General features: G+C 35.3%; 17 protein-coding genes. 16 read left to right on the top strand and 1 reads right to left on the bottom strand.

Annotation, left to right across the window (positions count from 1 at the left end; genetic code table 11):
* Positions 1–13: 13 nt before the first annotated feature.
* The 13 genes from HCD_RS02390 to HCD_RS02330 are packed head-to-tail and all read left to right on the top strand — an operon-like array spanning position 14 to position 10,368.
* A complete protein-coding gene (locus HCD_RS02390) occupies positions 14–256 on the top strand; it encodes a nuclease (RefSeq protein ID WP_014659016.1) in 243 nt (80 codons plus the stop codon).
* A gap of 9 nt (positions 257–265) precedes the next feature.
* Positions 266–1,576 (top strand): tRNA (N6-isopentenyl adenosine(37)-C2)-methylthiotransferase MiaB, encoded by a 1,311-nt coding sequence (gene miaB / locus HCD_RS02385; RefSeq protein ID WP_014659015.1) that lies wholly within the window; start codon positions 266–268, stop codon positions 1,574–1,576.
* A gap of 13 nt (positions 1,577–1,589) precedes the next feature.
* Positions 1,590–2,261, top strand: a complete 672-nt coding sequence (locus tag HCD_RS02380; RefSeq protein ID WP_014659014.1) for a lysophospholipid acyltransferase family protein — start codon at positions 1,590–1,592, stop codon at positions 2,259–2,261.
* Positions 2,261–3,238 (top strand): hypothetical protein, encoded by a 978-nt coding sequence (locus HCD_RS02375; RefSeq protein WP_014659013.1) that lies wholly within the window; start codon positions 2,261–2,263, stop codon positions 3,236–3,238. The genes HCD_RS02380 and HCD_RS02375 overlap by 1 nt, the downstream gene beginning before the upstream one ends.
* Positions 3,228–3,749 (top strand): hypothetical protein, encoded by a 522-nt coding sequence (locus HCD_RS02370; protein ID WP_014659012.1) that lies wholly within the window; start codon positions 3,228–3,230, stop codon positions 3,747–3,749. The genes HCD_RS02375 and HCD_RS02370 overlap by 11 nt, the downstream gene beginning before the upstream one ends.
* 16 nt (positions 3,750–3,765) lie before the next feature.
* Positions 3,766–4,308, top strand: coding sequence for a hypothetical protein (locus HCD_RS02365; RefSeq protein WP_014659011.1), 543 nt, complete (start codon positions 3,766–3,768; stop codon positions 4,306–4,308).
* A gap of 8 nt (positions 4,309–4,316) precedes the next feature.
* Positions 4,317–4,715 (top strand): YkgJ family cysteine cluster protein, encoded by a 399-nt coding sequence (locus HCD_RS02360; RefSeq protein WP_014659010.1) that lies wholly within the window; start codon positions 4,317–4,319, stop codon positions 4,713–4,715.
* Positions 4,716–4,756: 41 nt separating this feature from the next.
* Complete coding sequence (locus tag HCD_RS02355) at positions 4,757–6,052, top strand: tetratricopeptide repeat protein (RefSeq protein ID WP_014659009.1); 1,296 nt, start codon at positions 4,757–4,759, stop codon at positions 6,050–6,052.
* Complete coding sequence (locus HCD_RS02350) at positions 6,040–6,594, top strand: beta/alpha barrel domain-containing protein (RefSeq protein ID WP_014659008.1); 555 nt, start codon at positions 6,040–6,042, stop codon at positions 6,592–6,594. Before HCD_RS02355 ends, HCD_RS02350 begins: the two co-directional genes overlap by 13 nt.
* Before the next feature lie 59 nt (positions 6,595–6,653).
* On the top strand, positions 6,654–6,905 hold the full coding sequence (locus HCD_RS02345; RefSeq protein WP_014659007.1) for a YfhL family 4Fe-4S dicluster ferredoxin: 252 nt from the start codon (positions 6,654–6,656) through the stop codon (positions 6,903–6,905).
* A gap of 12 nt (positions 6,906–6,917) precedes the next feature.
* Positions 6,918–8,372, top strand: coding sequence for a Ppx/GppA phosphatase family protein (locus HCD_RS02340; RefSeq protein ID WP_014659006.1), 1,455 nt, complete (start codon positions 6,918–6,920; stop codon positions 8,370–8,372).
* Positions 8,369–9,379 (top strand): lipopolysaccharide heptosyltransferase I, encoded by a 1,011-nt coding sequence (gene waaC / locus HCD_RS02335; RefSeq protein ID WP_014659005.1) that lies wholly within the window; start codon positions 8,369–8,371, stop codon positions 9,377–9,379. Before HCD_RS02340 ends, waaC begins: the two co-directional genes overlap by 4 nt.
* Entirely contained in the window at positions 9,376–10,368 is a 993-nt protein-coding gene (locus HCD_RS02330) for a lipid A biosynthesis lauroyl acyltransferase (protein WP_014659004.1), read from the top strand. The genes waaC and HCD_RS02330 overlap by 4 nt, the downstream gene beginning before the upstream one ends.
* Here HCD_RS02330 and tgt read toward each other — a convergent pair.
* The gene (tgt, locus tag HCD_RS02325; protein WP_014659003.1) at positions 10,365–11,474 is read right to left on the bottom strand and encodes a tRNA guanosine(34) transglycosylase Tgt; all 1,110 of its coding nucleotides are present in this window, start codon (positions 11,472–11,474) and stop codon (positions 10,365–10,367) included. The genes HCD_RS02330 and tgt overlap by 4 nt on opposite strands.
* A 56-nt stretch (positions 11,475–11,530) precedes the next feature.
* Between tgt and HCD_RS02320 the strand changes: the two genes are divergently transcribed.
* The 3 genes from HCD_RS02320 to HCD_RS02310 are packed head-to-tail and all read left to right on the top strand — an operon-like array spanning position 11,531 to position 15,552.
* The gene (locus tag HCD_RS02320) at positions 11,531–12,967 is read left to right on the top strand and encodes a COG3400 family protein (RefSeq protein WP_014659002.1); all 1,437 of its coding nucleotides are present in this window, start codon (positions 11,531–11,533) and stop codon (positions 12,965–12,967) included.
* Between the two features lie 3 nt (positions 12,968–12,970).
* Positions 12,971–14,002, top strand: coding sequence for a 3-dehydroquinate synthase (aroB, locus tag HCD_RS02315; protein WP_014659001.1), 1,032 nt, complete (start codon positions 12,971–12,973; stop codon positions 14,000–14,002).
* On the top strand, positions 13,993–15,552 hold the full coding sequence (locus HCD_RS02310; protein WP_014659000.1) for a mechanosensitive ion channel family protein: 1,560 nt from the start codon (positions 13,993–13,995) through the stop codon (positions 15,550–15,552). The genes aroB and HCD_RS02310 overlap by 10 nt, the downstream gene beginning before the upstream one ends.
* The last annotated feature ends 2 nt before the right edge of the window (positions 15,553–15,554 follow it).

Here is a 15,554-nt window from a genome sequence, read left to right as displayed (position 1 = left end):
AAAAGGGAAAGTTATGAAATTAGTTTTAGCAAAAAATACGAGAAAATCCGAGCAAAAAAGCGTTGAATTAGAAGATTTGTATAAAAAATTTAGTGAAGAAAGACGCTCTATTTTTTATTTTGCCCCTACAAACGCTCATAAAGACATGCTTAAGGCGGTGGATTTTTTCAAAGAAAAAGGGCATACGGCCTATTTAGATGAAGTGAGAGTAAGCACTGATGAAAAAGACTTTCTTTATGAACTACACATTATTTAAAGGCTTGTATTGAAAGTTTATATTGAAACGATGGGTTGTGCTATGAATTCTAGGGATAGCGAGCATTTGTTAAGCGAGCTATCCAAACTAGATTATAAAGAGACTAATGACCCCAAAGTAGCAGATTTGATTTTAATCAATACTTGTAGCGTGCGTGAAAAACCAGAACGGAAATTATTTTCAGAAATCGGTCAATTTGCTAAGATTAAAAAACCTAGTGCAAAAATTGGCGTTTGTGGATGCACAGCAAGCCACATGGGAGCAGATATACTCAAAAAAGCCCCAAGCGTGAGCTTTGTGTTAGGGGCTAGGAATGTGTCTAAAATCTCTCAAGTCATTCATCAAGAAAAGGCGGTTGAGGTTGCTATTGATTATGATGAAAGTGCGTATGCATTTGAGTTTTTTGAGAAAAAGGCTGAAGTTAGGTCGTTATTAAACATCTCTATAGGTTGTGATAAAAAATGCGCTTATTGTATTGTTCCGCACACTAGGGGTAAAGAGATTTCTATTCCTATGGATTTAATCTTAAAAGAAGCTGAAAAACTTGCTAGTAATGGCACTAAAGAACTGATGCTTTTAGGACAGAATGTGAATAATTATGGCGTGCGTTTTAGTGGCGAGCATGCAAAAGTGAATTTTAGCGATTTGTTGGATAAATTAAGCGAAATTAAAGGCATTGAAAGGATAAGATTCACTTCACCTCATCCCTTGCACATGAATGATGAATTTTTAGAGAGATTTGCAAATAATCCTAAGGTGTGTAAGAGTATCCACATGCCCTTACAAAGTGGCTCTAGTGCAATATTAAAAGCCATGAAAAGGGGCTATACCAAAGAGTGGTTTTTAAATAGGGTAGAGAAATTAAAATCCTTAGTGCCACATGTGGGCATTAGCACTGATATTATCGTAGGCTTTCCTAATGAAAGTGATGAAGATTTCAAAGATACTATAGATGTGCTAGAAAAAGTGCGCTTTGACACGCTCTATAGCTTCATTTACTCACCACGCCCTTTTACTGAAGCGGGAGCTTGGAAAGAGAGAGTGCCTTTAGAAGTTTCATCTTTACGATTGGAAAGATTGCAAAGTAGGCATAAAGAAATTTTAGAAGAAAAAGCAAAGCTTGAAGTGGGTAAAACGCATGTGGTGTTAGTGGAGAATGTGCGTGAAGACAAAAATCAAGTCATAGGTTTTGAAGGGCGTAGTGATACGGGAAAATTTATTGAAGTAATTTGTAAAGAAAAAAGGAATTTGGGCGAACTTATAGAAGTAAAAATTGTCTCTAATGATAAAGGACGCTTAGTTGGGGCAGTCAAAGAGTGATTAAAGGGAAGAGTTGAGCTTAAAATTTTTTAGAAAAAATTTAGTGTTAAAGGTTGTCCCACGCTTGGCTTGGGGAATCCTTTGGTTATTGCATAAAACTTGTAAGAACCGCTATTTTTTATCTCAAAAATTAAGAGACCAACAATTTATTGCAAGTTTTTGGCATGGTGAGATTGGTATGCTGGCTTTTGCTTATTTAAAACTCAAAACCCCCAATTTATATGTGGTTGCAAGCCAGCATTTTGACGGCTCTATTGCGGCAAGTTTGTTTGAAAGCTTTGGCTTTAAAAATATTAGGGGTTCTAGCAAAAAAGGGGGGGTTAGAGTGTTGATAGAAGGGCTTAAACATTTAAAGGAAGGCTATGATGTAGGCATTACTCCAGATGGTCCTAAAGGACCTAGACATAGCATAGCTGATGGCGTCATCGCTTTAGCCCAAAAATCAGGGGTCGGAGTGAGCGTGTGTAGGGTGGTTTGTAAGAATGCATGGCAGTTGAACACTTGGGATAAATTTGAATTGCCCAAACCTTTTAGTGAAGTGCGCTACTACATGTTAGAACCTGTTGTGATTCCTAAGGAGTGGGAGCTTTCAAAAGCTAAAGAGTATTTAAAAAAGCGTATGGATTCTTGTGGGAGCGTTATTGAGCCTAGCCTACAAGAAAATGTATTTGAAAAAGGGGTTTGATGTTTCAGGGATTAGGGAGAATATTTAAGGATAATTTTTGTTCTCAAGTTTATATTTCTTTTAATGTTGACCATAATGTTTCGTCTATCCAAGTGATAAGGATTAAGAACCATAATGTTAAAGAGAATTTTTTAAAAACTTTTGAGACCAAAAATGGCGAAGTTCCTATCCAAATTTTAAAAATCGCTCGAACTTATGGTCAAAAATATCCCTATACTTATTTCAGTGCGATGTCTAAAGCCAAGGAAGTTTTGTGTAACAAAGAAGTTTTTCAACAGCTTAAGCAAGAAAACCCTAAGGAGGAATACCGGGTTTGTGAAGTCAATCAAAAGTATTGTGCTTATGTAGAACCTAAAGATTTTTTAAGGGATTTTAAGCGTTTTAAAATACAAGATATTGATTTTTTGTTTTCGCCCTTTAGTCTTATTTATTGCTTTGTGCGTGATAGCTTAGAGAGTAAGCCTTTATTGTATTTGCTTATGGAGCGTTCAAGATTTTATTTTTTAATTGCGGATAAAAAAGAGATTTTTTTAGCTAAGTCAGTGTTTTTAGAAGAGCAACCTGAAGAATTTGTGCCAAGTCAGGAAGAAGATTCTATGGAAATTAGCAATGAAGCTATGAACATGTTTTTGAGCGAAATCCAAGAAGATATTGATAACCTTGAAGAAGCGATGAACTTAGATAGCGATAAAGAGAGCATGGAAAAGGCTCAAGAAGATGCTTATAGTTTGATTGCAGGCATGACAAATATTCCTATTGTTGCAGATGTTTTGCAAGAAAGTTTGCGGAGTGTCTATAATTCTAGGGATATGGACTTTGTAGAAAAAGTCGTGCTTTTAGATAGTTGTCAAATCCATCAAAAGGCTTTATTGTATTTGCAAGAGTATTTGATGATGGAAGTGAGCAAGCTTAGTTTTTCATTAGTGGAGCAATTAAATATTTTGGCTCGTATGGAGAATGATACTTATGCATTTTAGTTATATTAAACCAAGAGCGAAATATTTTATTAGTAAGCTCTCTAAAATTTGGGTTTTTTATATTATTTTATCTAGTGCAGTAATAGGGGGGCTAGTGTGGTTTATGCAAAATGCTATTAAGCGTACTCAAAATAGTGTATCGGATTTAACTATCCAGGAAATGCTCTACCGCCATGAAATCAGTCGCTTACAACTTAAGACAGATGAAACCTTAAAACTCATCAAAGAAGCCAAGAAACGCTTGAACCATAATGATGATATACGAGATGTCTTACAAGGACTTTTAAATATTGTGCCTGACCTTATCACTATTAATGCGATAGAAATTGACCAACAAAGCGTTGTTATTAGCGGTAAGACCCCTTCTAAAGAAGCCTTTTATTTTTTATTTCAAAACAAGTTAAGTCCCATGTTTGATTATTCTAGGGCAGAATTTTTTCCTTTAAGTGATGGGTGGTTTAATTTTGTTTCTACTAACACTTCAAATTCGGACTTAATAAAAAACCCTTGATTGGAGTCTGTTAAACATGAAACAACTACATTTTTCACATATTGATAGAGAGCAATCAGGTGATGTGGGTTTTATTATTAAAAATCTCGTTTTTTTGGGGATTTTTTCATTGTTTGGTTGGTTGAATACGGAGTATTTTCTATGGCCTAACATGTTAGAATTTAAAAAAAATCTTTTAGAAGAAAATCGTAAAAAAAGCGTTTTGGAATACGCTCAAAGACGCTTTGAGACAGCCCTTACAAATTATCGCAACCAAAGAAACACAAGCGAATCGTTATTAAAGATATTTAGCTATGAAGAGTCTAGAAGGATTTTAGACAAGATTTTAAAGAGTTCTTTTGAGAACTATCAAATCAAGCCCTTACCTTCGCAAAAACCTTCACAAAAAGCACAATTTTTTATTGCGGCTAGAGTAGATGACTTAGATAAGACTTATCACTTTTTTACTTTATTAAATAAGTATTTACCTAGTGCTAGAAGCCAATTGCCTTTTAAAATTTCTAAGGATTCTGAAGGACTTTTAGTGCAATTTAATGTGAGTATTGGTTTCAAGCAATAGGGGCATTTATGGAAAAGTTTGATTTTAGCTTTGATAGTAAGGCATGCGAGAATTGTGGGGCAAAATGCTGTGTAGGAGAGAGCGGATATATTTTTTTGAGTATCCAAGAAATGCAAGAAATTAGTGCCTTTTTGGGATTAGAATTTGAGGAATTTAGTAAAAAATATGTTAAAAAAGTGGGTTATAAGTATTCTTTGATAGAAAAAGATGCTAAAGATTTGGGGTTAGCATGCGTGTTTTTGGATTTAGAGACTAAGAAATGCCAAATTTATCCAAAACGCCCCAAACAATGCCAAGCTTTTCCTTTTTGGGAGAGTGTGAAAAGCTTTTCCAAAGAGCAAAAAGAAGCGTTTTGCAAAAGTTGTCCGGGCATCATGCAGAAAGCCAAAGAGATTAAAGTGTGCTAAAATTCGCTTTAGTTGAAAGGAATATAAAAAGGAAAAAAATAATGAGTATTCAAATGAAGAGAAAATTTTTAGCAAGTTTGTTGTGGGTTAGTCTGTGTTTGTGTCTCAAGGCCGACACCCTTTCAGAAGACCATCAGATTTTATTGAGTTCGGATGCTTTCCACAGGGGAGATTTTGCCACAGCTCAAAAAGGGTATATGAGTCTCTATAAACAGACTAATAAAGTGATTTATGCTAAAGAAGCGGCTATTTCAGCGGCAAGCTTAGGAGATATTAAAACCGCTATGCATCTAGCCATGCTCTATCAAAAAATCACTAATAACCATAATGATATTTCTATCAATAAGATTTTAGTGGATGGTTACGCTCAAATGGGGCAAATTGATAAGGCCATTGAATTACTGCAAAAAATCCGCAAAGAAGAAAAGACAATAGGTACAGATAATGTGTTAGGGACTTTGTATTTAAGCCAAAAGCGTTTGGATAAGGCTTTTCCTTTGTTGAATAAGTTTTATAACCAAGTGCATGATGAAGATAGTTTAGAAAAACTTATTACGATTTATTTTTTACAAAATCGTAAAAAAGAAGCCCTAGATTTATTGCAATCTCATATAGACAAATATGGTTGTTCAGAGCAATTATGTCAAAAGGCACTCAACACTTTCACACAATTTAATGAGCTTGATTTAGCAAAAACCACTTTTGCTCGTTTGTATGAAAAAAACCCTATTGTCCAAAACGCCCAGCTTTACATAGGGGTATTAATCCTATTAAAAGAGTTTGATAAGGCCCAACAAATCGCAGAATTATTTCCGTTTGATAGGCGTTTGTTGCTAGATTTATACACTGCACAAAAGAAATTTGCTCAAGCGTCTAAACAGGCTTCTTTAATCTATCAAGAAAAAAAAGACCCCAAATTCTTAGGATTAGAAGCTATCTATCATTATGAAAGTTTGAGCATGAAGAATAAAAAGGTATCCAAACAAGAAATGATACCTGTAATTCAAAAATTAGAGCAAGCCATTAAAGAACGCCAGCTTGTGCTTCTTAAAAATAAGGACAAAGAAGATGCTCAAGATGCTTTCTTTTATAATTTCTTAGGCTATTCATTGATAGATTATGGAATGGATGTTAAAAAAGGCATCGGTTTGGTTAAAAAAGCCTTAGCGTTAGATTCTAGCTCAGCTCTTTATTTGGACTCTTTAGCATGGGGTTATTACAAGCTTGGCAATTGCTTAGAAGCTAAAAAAATCTTTTCTACCATTTCAAAAGAGCTTATTCAAGCCGAACCAGAATTGAAAGAGCATTATAGAGTCATTCAAGAATGCAAGAAATAAAGATTTTAGAAAATTTACAAAAAAGCTTGACCTTAAAAGAGAGCATGCTCTCTTATGAGATGTTAGGCAAAAGCTTGTCGTATAATCCTTACTTACCTAGAGCCATCTCTAAAACTAAGGACTATGTTTTTTTGACCCCTGGTGAGATTAGAGAAAAGCTTTTAAATGAATCTATAGACACAGAATGTGTCATTGTCAATTTTAAAAAATTGTATGAAGTGGGTGTGCCAAGCGTATTTGATTTAGAAATCTTAGGGTTATTACGCCGTCATGCAAGCTCTTTTATTATCCATGATGATTTTCTAATGAGCCATTACCAGCTTTTAGAATCCGTTATTCAAGGTTCTGATGGGGTTATTTTAGATGAAATGCTTTTAAAAGAAGATTTGAAAGATATGATAGAATTTGCTTTGCGTTTGGGGCTAAGCGTTTTTGTAGAGACTAAAAAGGCTAGTGAAAGCTTAAAAGCGTTAGGGGTTTTAGCTGTGTTAGAAAAAGCTCCAAATTCTCAAAATAAGAAAAAAATAGTCTTTTTAGATTGAATTTTAAGCTAATTTTGAGTAAAAATCGTATTCAAATATTATGACAGAAGGAGTTGATCATGTCGTTATTAGTGAGCGATGAATGTATTGCATGCGATGCTTGTAGAGAAGAGTGTCCTAGCGAGGCGATTGAAGAGGGCGACCCCCTTTATAATATTGACCCAGACAGATGTACAGAGTGCTATGGGTATTATGATGAGCCAAGTTGCGTGAGCGTGTGTCCTGTAGATGCAATTTTACCTGACCCCAATAATACAGAAAGCGTAGAAGAATTAAAATACAAATACGAATCTTTGCAAGAACAAGATTAAGGGCTAGTAATAATGGCTAAAATCACGACTGTGATTGATATAGGCTCTAACTCGGTGCGTTTAGCAATTTTTAAAAAGACAAGTCAATTTGGGTTTTACTTGCTTTTTGAAGCCAAATCTAGGGTGCGAATTTCAGAGGGCTGTTATGCGTTTGAGGGGGTTTTACAAGAAATTCCTATGCAACGCACTATTAAGGCTCTGTGTGAGTTCAAACAAATCGCTCTCAAGTATAAAAGCAAGAAGATTTTATGTGTGGCTACAAGTGCTGTGCGTGATGCCCCTAATAGGTTAGAATTTTTAGCGAGAGTGAAAAAAGCTTGTGGTTTGCAAATTAAGGTCATTGATGGGCAAAAAGAGGCGTTTTATGGTGGGATTGCGTGTGCGAACTTATTGCATAAAAATTCAGGCATTACTATAGATATTGGAGGGGGTAGCACAGAATGCGCTCTAATAGAAAAGGGTAAGATTGTAGAATTAGTTTCATTAGATATTGGCACTATTCGTATTAAAGAATTGTTTTTGGATAAAGCCTTAAATGTTAAACTTGCTAGGGCGTTCATTCAAAAGGAAGTTTCAAAATTACCCTTTAAACATAAAAATGCCTTTGGTGTGGGCGGCACGATTAGGGCGTTGAGTAAGGTGTTGATGAAACGCTTTAATTATCCTATAGATTCTTTGCATGGCTATGAAATAGATGTGAATAAAAACTTAGCCTTCGTTGAAAAAATCATCACTCTCAAAGAAGATAAATTGCGAGCTTTAGGGGTGAATGAAGAGCGTTTGGATAATATTAGAAGTGGGGCATTGATTTTATTGGTCGTGTTAGAGCATTTAAAAACTTCTTTAATGATTAGTAGTGGGGTAGGAGTGAGAGAAGGCGTGTTTTTAAGCGATTTACTCCGCCACCACTATTATAAATTCCCCCCTAATATTAACCCATCTTTAATTTCTTTAAAAGATAGGTTTTTACCCCATGAAAAACACAGCCAAGGGGTGAAAAAAGAATGTGTCAAGTTGTTTGAAGCCTTATTGCCCTTACACAATTTAGATAGCAAGTATCTTTTCCATTTAAAGATTGCTGGCGAATTAGCTAGCATGGGTAAGATTTTAAATTTCTATGTAGCCCACAAGCATAGTGCATACTTTATTTTAAACGCTTTGAATTATGGGTTTAGCCACCAAGATAGAGCGATTATTTGTTTGCTCGCTCAATTTAGCCATAAAAAAATCCCTAAGGATAACACTATCGCTCATATGAGTGAAATCATGCCAAGCCTTTCTACTTTACAATGGCTGAGTTTTATCCTGTCCTTAGCGGAGAATTTGTGTGTTACAAACAGCCACCATTTAAGCTATACGCTAGAAAAAAACAAGCTTATCATTCACTCTAATGATGAGCTTTATTTAGCTAAAGAAATGCTTCCTAAACTCATTAAACCTATCTTTTTTCCTATAGAGTTTGCTTGAAAATAGCCATTGTTAGACTTTCAGCACTGGGCGATATTATTGTTAGTGCTGTGTTTTTGGCTACTATTAAAGAGCATTTTCCTAACGCTCAAATTGAATGGTTTGTAGATGAAAAATTCAGTGCGATTTTAGAGCATTCCCCTTATATTGATAAATTACACCCCATAGCTTTAAAAAGAACTTTAAAATCCCTTAACCCTTTTGAGATTTTCAAACTTTTTAAATCCTTGAGAGCCTATGAATACGACTTAGTGATTGATATGCAAGGCTTAATAAAATCCGCTCTTATTGCTAGGTTTTTAAAAGCCCCTAAAAAAGTCGGCTTTGATTATACTTCAGCAAAAGAAGGTTTGAGTGCGTTATTTTATTCACAAAAAGTTTCCATAGCTTATAGCGAGCATATTTTAAAACGCAATTTCACTCTCATTTGTCAAGCCTTAGATTTGCCTAAAATAGAAATAAGAGAGAGTTTGCTTAATAGGGCTAAGGTGTTTTCTTATCAAAATTCCCTTCAAATCAAGGAATTGAATTTGAATGAGAGTAAGCCAAAAATCCTTTTTGTTTTAGAAACTTCTAAAGTCAATAAAACTTATCCCTTAGAGCGTTTTAAAGAGCTTGCTTTGATGTTAGAAGGCTTTCAAATTTGTTTGTTATGGCATGCTGATGAAAATAAAGCTACTACGCTTTATAACACTCTAAAAAATCAATGCGATATTCTATTGCTTCCTAAACTCACTTTAAACGAAGTCAAGGCATTGCTTGTTAGAATGGATTTAATTATAGGGGGTGATACCGGTATCACGCATTTAGCATGGGCTATGCAAAAACCTAGTATCACGCTTTATGGTAACACACCTATGGAGCGTTTTAGGTTAGAGAGTAGTTTTAATATTTCACTCACTAGCAACGAAAAGGCAAATTATAATAAAGATGATTTTTCCATTCAGGAGATAGAGCCACAGCGTATTAAAGAATGCGTTTTAAAAATTCTAAAGGATACTAAATGACTTTTAAAGAACGCCTAGTGCATGAAAAAATTTTAAATGACAATGATAGGGGTTTAAAAACAGAGTTGCGCATTTTTAGTATTCTTATAGTGGAATTTTTAATCAATTCTTTGGGGTTTGTTTTGGCTAGAATGCCCCACTCTTGGTTTTTAAAATGCATTAAAACCTTAGCAAAGCTTATGGCAGTATTTGATAAACGCCGTTATTATGATGCTAAGGCGAATTTAGACTTTGTTTTTAAAGATACCAAGAGTGAGTGTGAAAAAGAAGCGATTATTCAAAAGGGTTATGAAAATTTTGCTTTTATCATTTTAGAGAGTATCCGTGCAATTTTCATACCTAAGGAAAAATACGATGCACGCTTTAGCCTTGCGAATGAAGAAAACATATGGAAATCCTTAAAGAGTGAGGGGCAAGCGGTTTTTATGTGTATGCATTTTGGCTACTGGGAAGCTATGGGAACGAGTTTGGCACAATATTATGCGTCTTATAGTAGGGGGGCTTTGGGTAAATTGACTAAGTTTGCTTTTATCAACCACATTATTATCAGTAGGCGAGAAGCCTTTGGAGTGCGATTTATCAATAAAATAGGGGCGATGAAAGAACTCATTAAGATGTATAACAAGGGCGATGGCTTGGTGGGTATTTTGATAGACCAAAATATTTCGCTCAAAGAAGGGGTTGTGGTTAAGTTTTTTGGTGAAGATGCCACACACACCACTATTGCTTCTATTCTATCACGCCGTTATCGTGTGGATATTCAGCCCGTATTTATTGATTTTAACGATGATTATTCGCATTATACAGCAACCTATTATCCAAGTATTCGCTCTAATATTACCAAGAATGCTGAAGCGGATATTTTAGAATGCACTCAAGCACAGGCGAGTTTGTGTGAAGTTGTGATTAGAAAGCACCCTGAAAGCTATTTTTGGTTTCATAGGCGTTTTAAAAACACCCATCCTGAGATTTATAAAAAGAAAGCTTAAGAAGAGCGATAATTTTCTAAAAACTCTTTTTTAAAACTCAAAAACCGCTTTTCTAAAATTGCCTTTCTAGCGTTTTTGGTAAGCTCTAAATAAAAATGCAAATTGTGAAGGCTTGCTAAACGAGCATAAGTAAGCTCTTTAGCCTTAAATAAATGGTGTAAATAAGCCTTGGAATAACGCTTGCAAGTGTAACATGAGCAATTTTCTTCAATGGGGGTATTGTCTGTTTTGTATTGAGCATTTTTGATAGAAATTTTGCCAAAGTGTGTAAAGAGTGTGGCATTTCTTGCATTTCTTGTGGGCATCACACAATCAAACATATCTACTCCTAAACTAATGGCTTCTAAAATATTTTCAGGGGTGCCTACGCCCATTAAGTAGCGTGGTTTGTCTTTAGGTAGTAGGGGGGCGGTGTGAGCGATAGTCTCATACATTTCATTTGCGCTTTCGCCCACGGCTAGTCCGCCTATGGCGTAGCCATCAAAATCTTTATGAGTTAATTCCACACTAAGACTTCGCATTTTTAGATTGGTTCCCCCTTGGATAATGGCAAAAAGATGGTTGTTAGGGCGATTTTTTTCTTTGTGGTATTCTAAGCTTAAATTCGCCCATTTGGCACTTCTAATAATAGATTCTTCAATGCGTTTTAGGGGTGCTGGTAAGCCCACTAAATCATCTAAAACCATCATAATATCACTATTTAAGGCGTATTGAATATCTAGGACTTTTGTGGGTGTGAAGTAATGTTTGCTCCCATCAATATGCGATTTAAAAATGATTCCATCTTCTTGTAATTTGACATTAGAATTTAAACTAAAGGCTTGAAACCCCCCGCTATCGGTTAGAAAACTCCCCTGAAATTGACTGAAATGGTGCAAACCCCCTAAATTTTCAACGATTTTTTCACCCGGGCGTAGATACATGTGGTAAGTGTTAGCTAGAATGAGCTTAGCGTTCAAGTGTTCTTGCATATCGTTTGCATCCAAAGACTTAATGCATCCTTGTGTGCCTACAGGCATAAAAATAGGGGTTTCTACGCTAGAATGAGCGAGTTCTAACACTCCGGCTCGTGCGTGGTTATCTGTAGCTTGAAGTTGGTAGTTCAATGAATAGTCCTTAATCTTAGGTATAATGGCGTAACACATTTTTAGGAAGTTTAGAATTGAAAAAAATCGCCCTTATTTTAGATGGCATTGTAGCGAAAAATTTTTTAGACTTGGTGCTAACGCATTATTTCAACCATAATTTTTACATTGTCATTGTGAAAGATGAAAATCTAATTCCTAAAAACTACCCTAGCACTTTTGTCTTTCATTGTTTTGATGCAACTTCAAGTTTTAGGCTTTTACAGGTTTTAGACAATGAAGTGAGTGATTTGTTTTTAATTGTGCAAGATATTGAAGAGCAACGCATTATAACGACCACGATTAAAACGCATTTCAAACGCATGCGTGTAGTGCTAAGCCTAGAAAATGCCCATAAAGAATGCTATGAATTTGATGAAACACATGATGATGAAAGGCTTATTTCTATTGATGTTAATGAAGTTTTGGTGAATAAATTTATCTCCCACTTGCCTAATATTCCTAGCACCCCTAGAGAGTTTGGGCTAGGAAGGGGCGAGATTATGGAGATTGGCGTGCCTTTTGGAAGCATTTTTGCTTACAGGCATATTGGCTCAATAAGACAAAAAGAATTTAGGATTGTAGGGCTTTATCGCAATGATGAATTGTTGCTCTCTAGCAAATCCTTAGTCATTCAGCCACGAGACACTCTCTTAATAGCGGGTAATCCAGAAGTCTTAAATCAAGTGTATTTTCAAGTTAAAAGCAATGTGGGGCAATTTCCAGCTCCCTTTGGTAAAAGCATTTATGTGTATATTGATATGCGATTACAAAGCAAAAGAGCGATGATGCGTGATGTGTATCAAGCCTTGTTTTTACATAAAACTTTAAAGAGTTATAAGCTTTACATTCAAATATTACACCCCACTAACCCTAAGTTTTACCATAAGATTTATGCTTTAGAAAAAGAAAATATAGAAGTGAATTTGGATTTTTATGGCAAAAGTTTCATTCAAAAACTCAATGAAGACCACCAAAAAAAAATCGGTTTGGTAGTGGTGGGTAAAGAGCTTTTTAGTTTCAGAAAGCACCGAAAGGCTTTACAAAAAATCGCTACTCCTGTGTATAAAACTAACGCACTAGGCTTGTCTCAAATCTCTCAAAGTATTGTAGTGTTGAATGAAAACTTAGACATTAATGAAGACATGTCCTCAGCCATTTTTGATATTTCTATGCAAATGGATTTGAAGCTATTACTTTATGATTTTGACCCAAACCACCGCTATAAAAACGAAGTGATTAAACATTATGAAAACCTAGCCCATGCATTTAACCGCAAGATTGAAATCCTTCAAACCCACACAAACAACCCCATTTTATACCTTAATTCTCTCAAACAGCCTTTGTTGCATTTTTTACCTTTTGAAGAGTGTATCACTCAAACACGCTGTAATTGGTTTTTATCCACTAAAGTAGAAAAAATAGCGTTTTTAAATGATTATAACCCCCAGATTTTTATTCCTATAGCGGAGTAAAGAATGCAAGAAGTTTTGATAGATTTGAAAGAGAAAAGCTATAAAGTCTTATTGGGAGCGTTAGAGACGATAAAAACCACACAAAAGGTGTTAGTAGTAAGCGATAGCATTGTGGCAGGATTGCACTTGCCCTATTTACTAGAGCGTTTGAAAGCCCCAAATGTGCGGGTGTGCGTTTTGGAAGCTGGAGAAAAAAATAAGAATCTAGCTTCATTAGAGCGGATTTTAACAAACGCCTTTGAGATGCAACTAGAACGCCATTCTCTAATGATAGCTCTTGGTGGGGGTGTGGTGAGTGATATGGTAGGATTTGCTAGTAGCATTTATTTTAGGGGGATTGATTTTATTAGCGTGCCTACAACCTTGCTCGCTCAAGTAGATGCGAGCGTAGGGGGAAAAACAGGGATTAATACGCCTTATGGTAAGAATTTAATCGGTTCGTTTTACCAGCCTAAGGCTGTTTATATTGACTCGCATTTTTTAAGCACGCTTCCTGCTAGAGAATTGCAAGCTGGCGTGGCTGAAATCATTAAAATGGCTCTGTGTTTTGATGAAAGCTTAATGGAAGTTTTAGAGACACAGGATTTAGAGAAGTGTTTAAAAGAAGTTATTTTAAGAAGCGTTCAGATTAAAGCTCAAGTGGTTAAAGAAGATGAAAAAGAGCAGGGTTTAAGAGCGGGGCTTAATTATGGGCATACTTTTGGGCATGCTATAGAGAATGAAACTCACTATGAGCGTTTTTTGCATGGTGAAGCTGTAGCCATTGGTATGCGTATGGCAAATGATTTAGCTCTTCATTTAGGTATGCTCACTCTCAAAGAGCATGAACGCATAGAGAGATTGCTAAAAAAGTTTCATTTAGATTTGAGTTATAAAATTCTTGATACAGAAAAATTTTATGAGCGTTTTTTTATGGATAAAAAAAGTGTGAATGAAACGCTTAGATTTGTTTTGCTTAAAGGGCTTGGGGCGTTTGAAATAATCTCTGATATTCCTAAAGAAACAATTGATAAGGTGCTAGAAAAATGGCATTAAGAATCTTTTTACTACTCTTTTTATGCATGTTCTTACAAGCTAGTAATAAGAGCGAATTATCAAAAGTCCAAAAACAAGTGGCAGTAATAGATAAGAAACTCGCTTCTAAGGATAATGTGTGGTTGAAAAAGTTTGAAAACTACAAAATTTACAATCAAATTTATACCGAAAAAGAGAGTGTGAAGCAAGAATTAAGGCGTTTGAAATCTCAAAAAAACAAGGATTTATTAAAAATTAGCACCTTAGAGCATACCCTAAAAGCTTTAGAGTCTCAACAAAAAATGCTTGAGAGCTATAGGGTTAATCCTTTTAAGGACTTGATAGAACGCCCTAGTATTCCTAATATTCCTAATATCGCTAATCCTATTGCGATTATTGATGGGATTTCATTCATTAAAAGCATGCGTTTAAAAAATGAAAATCTTAAAAATAACCAACTTTCTTTAGAAGAAGTGTTGAAGCTCTTAAACCAAAAACACCAACTCCTAAATCAATGGCATGCTTTAGAACCCCATGCATTATTGAGTAGTGAAATGTATCAAACTCAAGCTAAACGCTTGGAGTTACAAGGGGCACAAAATATTTTAAAAACAACCATAGGGATTTTTCAAAAAGATAGCGATGAAGCTATTCTTCAAGTGAAATCTCAAATCAAAGACCAGCTTTTCAAACTCGCTTATGTGCTTTTAATCGCCCTTTTAAGTGTCGTTTTAGCATGGACATTGAAAGTCATTTCTAATAAATACATTGAAAATAACGAGCGGGTATATACCGTTAATAAAGCTATCAATTTCATTAACGCTAATGTGGTGATTTTGATTTTCTTGCTCTCGTATTTAGAGAATGTTACTTATTTGGTTACCGTGCTAGGTTTTGCAAGTGCTGGTTTAGCCATTGCGATGAAAGATTTGTTTATGAGTATTTTTGGGTGGTTTGTGATTATTATAGGCGGGAATGTGCATGTGGGTGATAGAGTGAGAATCTCAAAAGATGGAACTACTTTTATTGGCGATGTGTTGGATATTTCTATGTTGCATATTACCATTTTAGAAGATGTAACTCTAACCACTTACCTAGAAAATAGAAGAGCGGGTCGCATTGTGTTTGTGCCTAATAACTATATTTTTACGACCATGTTTTCTAATTACAGCCATTTTGGTATGAAGACCGTTTGGGATGGTTTAGATTTCTGTGTTACTTTTGATTCTAATTTTAAAAAAGCTTCTAAAATCGCTCTGGCTATCGCTACAGAGTGTGCGAAAGAATATACTGAAATCACTTACAAACGCTTGAATAAAATGCGTGATAGATACTCTTTAAGAAGCGTGAGTGTAAAGCCTAGATGCTTTATTATGGCAGAGAATAATGGCATGAAAATTTCGGTGTGGTATCAGACTAATTCGTATGCGACCATGAATTTACGCAGTAAAATTTCATCTGAAATCATAGAAGCGTTTTTAAAAGAAGAAGACATTCATATTGCTTATACGACCACTAAACTGATTAAAGTAGACACTAATGGAGATGGATTTGGAGACAAAAAGGGATAAAA

This window comes from Helicobacter cetorum MIT 99-5656, assembly GCF_000259275.1.
Taxonomy (GTDB): domain Bacteria; phylum Campylobacterota; class Campylobacteria; order Campylobacterales; family Helicobacteraceae; genus Helicobacter; species Helicobacter cetorum.
Note: the sequence above shows the minus strand (reverse complement) of the source record. Positions and strands in the feature narration are given on the sequence as shown.

Bases quoted from the DNA above. Each gene is read 5' to 3' on its own strand.
- HCD_RS02390 (WP_014659016.1), top strand. From the start codon at position 14: ATGAAATTAGTTTTAGCAAAAAATACGAGAAAATCCGAGCAAAAAAGC.
- HCD_RS02375 (WP_014659013.1), top strand. From the start codon at position 2,261: ATGTTTCAGGGATTAGGGAGAATATTTAAGGATAATTTTTGTTCTCAA.
- HCD_RS02370 (WP_014659012.1), top strand. From the start codon at position 3,228: ATGCATTTTAGTTATATTAAACCAAGAGCGAAATATTTTATTAGTAAG.
- HCD_RS02365 (WP_014659011.1), top strand. From the start codon at position 3,766: ATGAAACAACTACATTTTTCACATATTGATAGAGAGCAATCAGGTGAT.
- HCD_RS02360 (WP_014659010.1), top strand. From the start codon at position 4,317: ATGGAAAAGTTTGATTTTAGCTTTGATAGTAAGGCATGCGAGAATTGT.
- HCD_RS02355 (WP_014659009.1), top strand. From the start codon at position 4,757: ATGAGTATTCAAATGAAGAGAAAATTTTTAGCAAGTTTGTTGTGGGTT.
- HCD_RS02350 (WP_014659008.1), top strand. From the start codon at position 6,040: ATGCAAGAAATAAAGATTTTAGAAAATTTACAAAAAAGCTTGACCTTA.
- HCD_RS02345 (WP_014659007.1), top strand. From the start codon at position 6,654: ATGTCGTTATTAGTGAGCGATGAATGTATTGCATGCGATGCTTGTAGA.
- HCD_RS02340 (WP_014659006.1), top strand. From the start codon at position 6,918: ATGGCTAAAATCACGACTGTGATTGATATAGGCTCTAACTCGGTGCGT.
- HCD_RS02330 (WP_014659004.1), top strand. From the start codon at position 9,376: ATGACTTTTAAAGAACGCCTAGTGCATGAAAAAATTTTAAATGACAAT.
- aroB (WP_014659001.1), top strand. From the start codon at position 12,971: ATGCAAGAAGTTTTGATAGATTTGAAAGAGAAAAGCTATAAAGTCTTA.
- HCD_RS02310 (WP_014659000.1), top strand. From the start codon at position 13,993: ATGGCATTAAGAATCTTTTTACTACTCTTTTTATGCATGTTCTTACAA.